Here is a 6,846-nt window from a genome sequence, read left to right as displayed (position 1 = left end):
CGCGGGCGGTCGGCCCCCTCCGGATCACGCGGCCCCGCTACCTCCCGATCACGGTGCAGGAGGCGGTCGCGGTCTTGGTCGGGTCGCTCTCCGACGTGGCCGTCAGGGTCACCTTGGACACCAGCGGGCCGCCGTCCCGCCGCGCGTGGACGGGCACCTCCACCTCCTCGCCGAACCCGGCCGTGGCGAGGGCGTTGGGCAGCGAGACGGACCAGCCGCGGCCTTCCGCCTTCGCCGACACCCGGTACACGTCGGCGTCGAGGTACCGCTCGACCGGTTCGGGGTGCTGCGCGGCCGGTGCGGCGGCACGTCCGGTGTTGACCAGCGGGAAGCGGCACGTCGCCACGCCGTCGGGGCCGGCGCGACCGACGGTCGGCGCGACCCTCACCCCACGCCGCTGCGGGCCGGCGCCGTCCAGCGACCTGATCGCCACCGCGTAGGACAGCACGCCCAGCCGGTCGCGCTTGACGTCGAGCACGTAGAAGTGCAGCCGGTTGGCCGCGTCGACGTACTCGTACTCGCTGCCCGACCCCGTGCCGGCGTGGAAGAGCGCGTCCGACAGCTGCCGGTAGTCGCCGACCGTGATGGGCACCCGGGTCCCGTCCGGCAGCACGTAGTCGGTCATCCCGATGTCCTGCGGGTTGGCGTCCACCACCCAGGCGAACGGCGCGAGGTCCGCGTCCTTGGTCTTGGCCAGCAGCACGCCCGCGTCCGGCGTGAACGAGTCCGCCCCCATCCGGTCCACGACCTCGACCGTGTAGTTCTGGTAGCCGCCGCCGTCGCACAACGGGTCCGCCCGGACGTCGCAGGCGGGCGACAGGTCGCCCGCGCCGAGGGCGATGTTGACGCCCGCGAGCCCGTCCGGGCCGGGCTGGACGGCGCGGGCGGTGACCTCCGCGACGACCACGCCGGAGCCCGCCAACGCCTCCCTGGACAGGCGCAGCACGTTGCGCTCGTCGACGATGCCGAGCTTGATCTTGTTGCGGAGCACGTGCTGCGCGCCCATCGACCCGCCCGCAGTCGCCGGGATGACCCAGCGGGAGTGCGGGCCGCCCGGACCGTTGAACGAGCCGCGCGACAGCATGTCCCAGATGCCGGTGTAGGCGCGGCGCGGCGGGTTGCCGTACGGGTTGTTGTAGTTGTCGCCGATGCCGAGCAGGTGGCTCAGCTCGTGCGCGTAGACCCCCTGGCCGGAGCTCTCCGCCTGGGTGGACGAGCCGCCGCCCGCGTTGGGCCAGATGCCGGAGCCCGCGGCCCACGACGTCCAGTCGACGTAACGGGTGCGCGACCAGTTCGGCAGGGCCGGGTCGGGCGGGCCAAACTCGTCGGGCACGTCCTCCTTCGTCGGAAACTTCATCATCCCGAACTCCTGCCACGTCCCCGACTCGTCCTGGCCCGCGGACAGGAAGTAGACGAAGTCGTACCCGCGCGGCACGGCCGGGCCGACGTCGGCCACCCAGGCGGCGTTGCCGTCGGTGCGGATGTCGCGGTCGCAGGTGTCGCCCGCCGGGCAGGCGGCGCCGCCCTGGAACTCCATGGCGTACTCGTGGTCCTTGCCCGGCATCGTGTACGGGCCGAACGCCGTCAGCTCGACGCCGTAGCGCCCGCCGGAGTCCTCCATCCAGTACTCGTGCACGGTGTGGCCGCGGTTGAGGTCGTTCGGCGTGTTGAGGAAGTCCCGGTAGAACCGGGCGACCTGGTCGCGCGGGATGTCGTGGGCGGCCGCGCCGGGGTTGCCGAAGACCGTCGACCGCTCCGGTTGGGTCACGACGAACGGCTGGTTCGGGTAGTCCAGCAGGACGAGCGCGCCCTTGAAGTTGCGCACCGATCCCTTCACCGACGGGTCGGCCCAGTTGGTGCCGGGCACCTTCCGGTAGTCCCGTTCCCACGTCATGTGGTCGGGGTTGACCCAGTTCTGCGGGTCGATCGGGCCGGGGAACCCGGCCTGCGCCGCCACGCGGGCGGAGTCGCGGGTTTCCTGCCACGGCTGCCGTTGCGGCCAGTGGTCTTGTTGCCAGTGGTGCGGTGGGTCGTCGAGCGGAGCGGCGGTCACGCCGGTGTTGCCGGCGGTGAGCGCGGCGACCGAGAGCGCGGCCGCGATCAGCAGGACGGGGCGCCGAGGCCCGCGACGGACAGGTGTGTGGTCCATGCCACCTCCGTGGTGCGGATCCGCTCACGCTAACCACCACCGCCCGCCCGGCGCGGTGGTGCGAGGGCGTTGTCAGTTGACGGACGGGCACGGCTCGTGCCGGGACGACGGGCCGCGCCCGCCGCCTCCACCACGCCGAATACGACGCCCGTACCGGTCGGAAATCATTCGTGCGGGTTGGTGTCGGCGCGATCCGGCGTGACGGGCACGAAGTCCCGGGGTTCCACGAGGGCCACGGGTCCGCCTTTCCACCGGAGCCCGACACGTCGCACACCGAATTGTTCGGAGAACGACGGGAGTCCCGCCATCCGGGAGATCAAGCGCCCGTCGATGTCATGGAAAGCCCGGCGGCGCAAGGACTCCGGACGAAGGTGTCCACGTTCCGGGAAAGGCGATTCGGACCGACGCGTTTCTGTACATTCACCCCCGGCTTGATCACCTCCCTTTCCGGTCCGGAGTTCTCCCATGGCGCAGAAAGAACCGCGGCGCGCCGCGTTGTCCGCCACGCACGCGGTCCTGGTGCGGGTCGCGGCGGTGGGCGCGTTGGTCGCGGTGTGGGAGTTGTTGGTGCTCGCGGAGTTCTGGCCGCCCGCGGTGCTGCCCGGACCGGTGCAGGTGTGGGACCAGCTGCTCGCCGCCTCCGACAGCGGCAACGGGCAGGGCGGGTACGCGGGGTCCACAGTGGTCGAGCGGCTCGGGGTGAGCCTGCGGCGCGTCGGTTACGGCTCGGCCTACGGCATCCTGGTCGGGGTGGGGCTCGGGCTGCTGATGGGCCTGGTCCCGCTGGTCCGCGCGGTGGCCGAGCCGTTCGTGACGTTCCTGCGCGCGTTGCCGCCGCTGGCCTACCTGAGCCTGCTGGTCATCTGGTTCGGCATCGACGAGGAACCCAAGGTCTACCTGCTCGTGGTGGCCGCGTTCCCGCCGGTCGCGGTCGCCACCGCGGCGGCGGTGACGGGCGTGAACCGCCAGTACGTGGAGGCCGCGCACGCGCTCGGCGCCTCCAGGCTCGGCGTGGTCGGCACGGTGGTGCTGCCCGCGTCCGCGCCCGAGATCCTCACCGGCGTCCGGCTGGCCGTGGGCGTGGCCTACAGCTCCGTCGTGGCCGCCGAGACCGTCAACGGCGCGGACGGCATCGGGGGCATGGTCCTCAACGCCCAGCGCTACAACCAGACCGCGGTCGTCCTGCTCGGGCTCGTCGTCATCGGCGTGACCGGGCTGCTCATCGACACCGCCATCCTCGCGCTGCAACGCGCCGTCTCGCCGTGGCGCGGGCGGGCGTGAGCGCCGACACGGGAGCACCACCATGTCCGTCACCCGCAGATCGGTCCTGTCCCTGTTCGCCGCCGCCCCGGTGCTGGCGGCGTGCGGGGTGGGCGGCTCGTCGCCGTCCGCGCCCGGCGGGCGCGAGGTCCGCGTCGCGTACCAGAACTTCGCCGACAGCACGCTCCTGGTGAAGGACCAGGGCGTGCTGGAGAAGGCGCTGCCCGACCACCGGATCTCCTGGACGTCGTTCGACTCCGGCGCGAGCATCAACACCGCGTTCCTGGGCGGCGCCATCGACCTCGCGGTCATCGGCAGCAGCCCCGCCGCGGCCGGGCTGTGCCCGCCGCTCAACATCCCGTACCAGGTCGTCGAGCTGCTCAACGTGATCGGCGACAGCGAGGCGCTGGTGGTGCGCAAGGCCAGTGGCGTCACCGACATCAAGGGCCTGGTGGGCCGCAAGGTCGCCGTCCCGTTCAGCTCCACCGCGCACTACAGCCTCCTGGCCGCCTTCCAGCAGGCGGGCGTCGACCCGGCCTCGGTGACGCTGGTGGACCTGGAGCCGCAGAACATCCAGGCCGCCTGGCAGCGCGGCGACATCGACGGCGCGTACGTGTGGACGCCGGTCCTGAGCGTGCTCCAGCGCGACGGCGTGACCCTGACCGACAGCGCGAAGCTGGCCGCCGCAGGCACGCCGACCCTCACGTTCACCGTGGTGCGCAAGGAGTTCGCCGAGGCCAACGGCGACGTGCTCGACCGGTGGCTGGCCGCCACCGACGACGCCATCAAGAAGATCAAGACCGAGCCCCGGGTGGTGGCCGAGGCGGTGGCGCGGCAGATCGGGGCGAGCGTGGACGACGCGTTGTCGCAGCTCAAGCAGAACATCTACGTCGACCACGCCGAGCAGCTCGGCCCCGGGTACTTCGGCACCGCCGACGCGCCGGGCAAGCTCGCCGAGCAGCTCCGGGCCACCGCCGAGTTCCTGCACGACCAGAAGAAGGTCGACTCGGTGCCGGACCTGGCCACGTTCCGCGCGGCACTGCGGGCACCCCGTGGGTGAGCCGCTGGTGGAGCTGGTCGACGTCGAGCACCGCTACCGGGCCAAGGGCGCGGACGTGCCCGCCCTCGGGCCGCTGGACCTGCGGGTGGACCCCGGCGAGTTCCTGGTCGTGGTCGGCCCCTCCGGGTCCGGCAAGAGCACCCTGCTGCGGCTCGCCGGCGGGTTCGAGCGGCCGACCGCGGGGGTGGTGCGGGTGCTCGGCGCGCCACCCGTGGCGGGCCGTGACGTCGGCACGGTGTTCCAGCAGCCCCGCCTGTTCCCGTGGCAGACCGTGGGCCGCAACGTCGCCACCGCGCTGCGCTGGGCCGGCGTGCCGCGCGCCGAACGCCCGCGCCGGACCCGTGAGCTGCTCGACCAGGTCGGTCTCGCCGCCCTGGGACCGCGCCGCACGTGGGAGATCTCCGGCGGGCAGCAGCAACGCGTGGCGATCGCGCGGGCGCTGGCCGCCCGGCCGCGGCTGCTGCTGATGGACGAGCCGTTCGCCGCGCTGGACGCGCTGACCCGCGAACGGCTCCAGGAGGACGTCCGTTCGCTGACCGACGGCGAGCGCGGCGTGGTGTTCGTGACGCACAGCGTGGACGAGGCGGTGTTCCTGGCCAGCCGCGTGGTCGTGCTGTCCGACCGGCCGGGCCGGGTCGCGCTGGACCTGCCCGTTCCGCTGCCCCGGTCCGGGGTGTCCGCCGACGAGCTGCGGGGGTCGGCGGAGTTCGCCGCGCTGCGCGGCGAGGTGGCGGGCGCCGTCCGGGCCGTGGCGGCCTGACCAGTAGGGAGAGATCGTGACGCACATCGAGCCCCTGACCCCCACCCTCGGCGCCCGGGTCACCGGCGTGGACCTCGACGACATCCGGTCCACCGAGGCGGCCGCGCCGCTGCGGGCCGCCCTGGTCGAGCACAAGGTGCTGGTGTTCCCGGGCCAGTCGCTCACCCCGACCGGGCACCGGGCGTTCGCCGCCGCGCTGGGCGAGCTGACGCCGGCGCACCCCGTCGTGCCCGGCCTGGACGCCGACCACCCCGAGATCTACGTGCTGGACGCGGGCGACGGCGGCAAGGCGCCCGTCTGGCACACCGACGTCACGTTCATGGCACGCCCGCCGCTGGGCTCGGTGCTGCGGGCCGTGACGCTGCCGCCGACCGGCGGCGACACGTGCTGGACCGACCTGGAGGCGGCGTACCTGCACCTGTCCGAGCCGGTGCGCGCGCTGGCCGACAAGCTGACCGCGTTGCACGACGGGCGCAAGGACTTCGAGGAGTACCTGCGCGAGCGGCTGGGCGGCGAGGGCAACACGTGGGAGGGGCAGCGCGTCCGCTCCCTGGAACCCGTCGAGCACCCCGTGGTGCGCACGCACCCCGAGTCGGGACGGCGCAGCCTGTTCGTGAACCCCGGTTTCACCACCCGGCTGCTGGGCGTGACGGAGGCGGAGAGCAGGGCGTTGCTGGACGTCTTCTTCGCCGCCGTGGGACGCCCCGAGTTCACCGTGCGGCACCGGTGGAGCGAGGGCGACGTGGTGGTCTGGGACAACCGGAGCACGGCGCACTACGCGGTGGACGACTACGGCGACCAGCGGCGCGTGATGCACCGCATCACCCTGCGCGGTGACGTGCCGGTCGGCGTCTGACCGGCGGGCCGGGCGGTCCGCCGATCGTGGCGCGGTCCGCTGGGCTCGGGCACGGCGGAGCGGGCCGGGCGCGGCAGGGCTTCGCGGGGCGCGGGGGTGGCGGGGTCCACCGGGCCGCGGCGTCGTCGGTCAGGCGGGCTCGGTCGCCACCGGGGGCGCGAGGTGGCCCAGCTCGGTGGCCGGGTGGACGGTGATGAGCGTGTCCGTCGCGGTGACGCGCAGCATGCCGGCGAGCCGGTCGGTGATGGCGACCAGGGCGAGGTCGCCGCCCGCCTGCTCGGCCCGTTGCCACAGGTTGATGATGGTGCTCAGGCCGGAGGAGTCGCAGAAGGTCAGGCCGGACATGTCCAGCAGCAGGTCGCGGTGGCCGTCGGCGAGCAGCCAGCACCCCTGGTCGAACAGCAGCTTCGCCGTGACCACGTCGAGGTCGCCGACGACGTCCACCACGGTTCGACCATTGCCCGCGTGACGAACGGTGGTGTGGAACGACGTGTGCATCGGTGGCCGGTTCTCCTCCGTGTCCGAACTTCTCGACTTCCGACGGGTCGCGCTGATCGGTCCGGGCCGCACGCCGGCGCTTCGTCGGAAGTCGAACATACGGTTTCCGCCCATCCTTCGCACAACGCGGGGGTCGATCACCCGCGACGTCCCCGCGCCCGGCCCCCGTCGTCCGCCGGCGGGAGCCCCGGCCTCGGGGTCATCGCCTGCGCCGTCCGCTCGCCCGGCGCGCTCGCCCTGATGCGGGGCCCCGGTGTCGGCAG

General features: G+C 73.3%; 6 protein-coding genes. 4 read left to right on the top strand and 2 right to left on the bottom strand.

The annotated features are described in order from the left end of the window. Window positions 1–37: 37 nt before the first annotated feature. Window positions 38–2,149 carry a M6 family metalloprotease domain-containing protein gene (locus tag ACFXGA_RS34100; protein ID WP_378095202.1) on the bottom strand — a complete coding sequence of 704 codons (2,112 nt, stop codon included), beginning with the start codon at window positions 2,147–2,149 and terminating at the stop codon, window positions 38–40. A gap of 465 nt (window positions 2,150–2,614) precedes the next feature. Here ACFXGA_RS34100 and ACFXGA_RS34095 point away from each other — a divergent pair, with 465 nt between their 5' ends. From ACFXGA_RS34095 to ACFXGA_RS34080, 4 genes are read left to right on the top strand one after another with little or no spacing between them, the layout of a single operon-like run. Beyond that, window positions 2,615–3,430, top strand: coding sequence for an ABC transporter permease (locus ACFXGA_RS34095; RefSeq protein ID WP_378095200.1), 816 nt, complete (start codon window positions 2,615–2,617; stop codon window positions 3,428–3,430). A 22-nt stretch (window positions 3,431–3,452) separates the two neighbouring features. Beyond that, window positions 3,453–4,469, top strand: coding sequence for a glycine betaine ABC transporter substrate-binding protein (locus ACFXGA_RS34090; RefSeq protein WP_378095198.1), 1,017 nt, complete (start codon window positions 3,453–3,455; stop codon window positions 4,467–4,469). Next, entirely contained in the window at window positions 4,462–5,229 is a 768-nt protein-coding gene (locus ACFXGA_RS34085; protein WP_378095196.1) for an ABC transporter ATP-binding protein, read from the top strand. Before ACFXGA_RS34090 ends, ACFXGA_RS34085 begins: the two co-directional genes overlap by 8 nt. A gap of 16 nt (window positions 5,230–5,245) precedes the next feature. After that, window positions 5,246–6,085, top strand: coding sequence for a TauD/TfdA dioxygenase family protein (locus ACFXGA_RS34080; RefSeq protein ID WP_378095194.1), 840 nt, complete (start codon window positions 5,246–5,248; stop codon window positions 6,083–6,085). A gap of 129 nt (window positions 6,086–6,214) precedes the next feature. Here ACFXGA_RS34080 and ACFXGA_RS34075 read toward each other — a convergent pair whose 3' ends face one another. Then, window positions 6,215–6,583 (bottom strand): STAS domain-containing protein, encoded by a 369-nt coding sequence (locus ACFXGA_RS34075; RefSeq protein ID WP_378095193.1) that lies wholly within the window; start codon window positions 6,581–6,583, stop codon window positions 6,215–6,217. Window positions 6,584–6,846 lie beyond the last annotated feature (263 nt).

The sequence above is a fragment of the Actinosynnema sp. NPDC059335 genome (genome assembly GCF_042752395.1).
Classification (GTDB): Bacteria; Actinomycetota; Actinomycetes; order Mycobacteriales; family Pseudonocardiaceae; genus Actinosynnema.
This window is presented reverse-complemented; position numbering and strand designations above follow the sequence as displayed.

Coding starts and splice junctions, on each gene's coding strand:
- ACFXGA_RS34100 (WP_378095202.1), bottom strand. CDS start 2,149: ATGGACCACACACCTGTCCGTCGCGGGCCTCGGCGCCCCGTCCTGCTG.
- ACFXGA_RS34095 (WP_378095200.1), top strand. CDS start 2,615: ATGGCGCAGAAAGAACCGCGGCGCGCCGCGTTGTCCGCCACGCACGCG.
- ACFXGA_RS34090 (WP_378095198.1), top strand. CDS start 3,453: ATGTCCGTCACCCGCAGATCGGTCCTGTCCCTGTTCGCCGCCGCCCCG.
- ACFXGA_RS34075 (WP_378095193.1), bottom strand. CDS start 6,583: ATGCACACGTCGTTCCACACCACCGTTCGTCACGCGGGCAATGGTCGA.